Source organism: Streptococcus cristatus, assembly GCF_003944225.1.
GTDB lineage: Bacteria > Bacillota > Bacilli > Lactobacillales > Streptococcaceae > Streptococcus > Streptococcus cristatus_K.
The window spans coordinates 1-528 of sequence record NZ_RJPN01000043.1 but is presented as its reverse complement, the minus strand read 5'-3'; the positions used below and the strand labels follow the sequence as shown (position 1 = coordinate 528).

General features: G+C 44.8%; 1 protein-coding gene. It reads right to left on the bottom strand.

Annotated elements, in window-relative coordinates:
• A partial coding sequence (locus D8797_RS10140; protein WP_446677503.1) for a collagen-flanked surface repeat-containing protein occupies positions 1 to 476 on the bottom strand: 476 nt, incomplete at its 3' end.
• Between the last annotated feature and the right edge of the window lie 52 nt (positions 477 to 528).

Below are 528 nucleotides of genomic sequence, written 5' to 3'. Positions count from 1 at the left end.
GTAGCACCTGTAGCTCCAGTTGCACCAGCTTTTCCATCTTTAATGACTGTAGAAGATGTTACTTCGTCTGGATCAAGCTCACCATTTCCATTCTTATCCAAACCGACTTGAACAGTATGGGTGCCGTTGTTGTTATCAACAACCTTAGCTAGTGGAGATTTTCCGTCCTTACCATCTTTAACAATGGTAGATGAGGTTACTTCGTCTGGATCCAATTGGCCATTGCCGTTCTTATCCAGACCAACTTTAACAGTGTGCGTGCCGTTGTTATTATCNACNACTTGGGCTAATGATGGCTTGCCATCTTCTCCTTTAGCNCCAGTNGCACCTGTTGCGCCTGTTTCACCTTTATCACCCTTAGCTCCTGTTGCACCGGTAGCACCTGTAGCTCCAGTTGCACCAGCTTTTCCATCTTTAATGACTGTAGAAGATGTTACTTCGTCTGGATCAAGCTCACCATTTCCATTCTTATCCAAACCGACTTGAACAGTATGGGTGCCGTTGTTGTTATCAACAACCTTAGCTAGT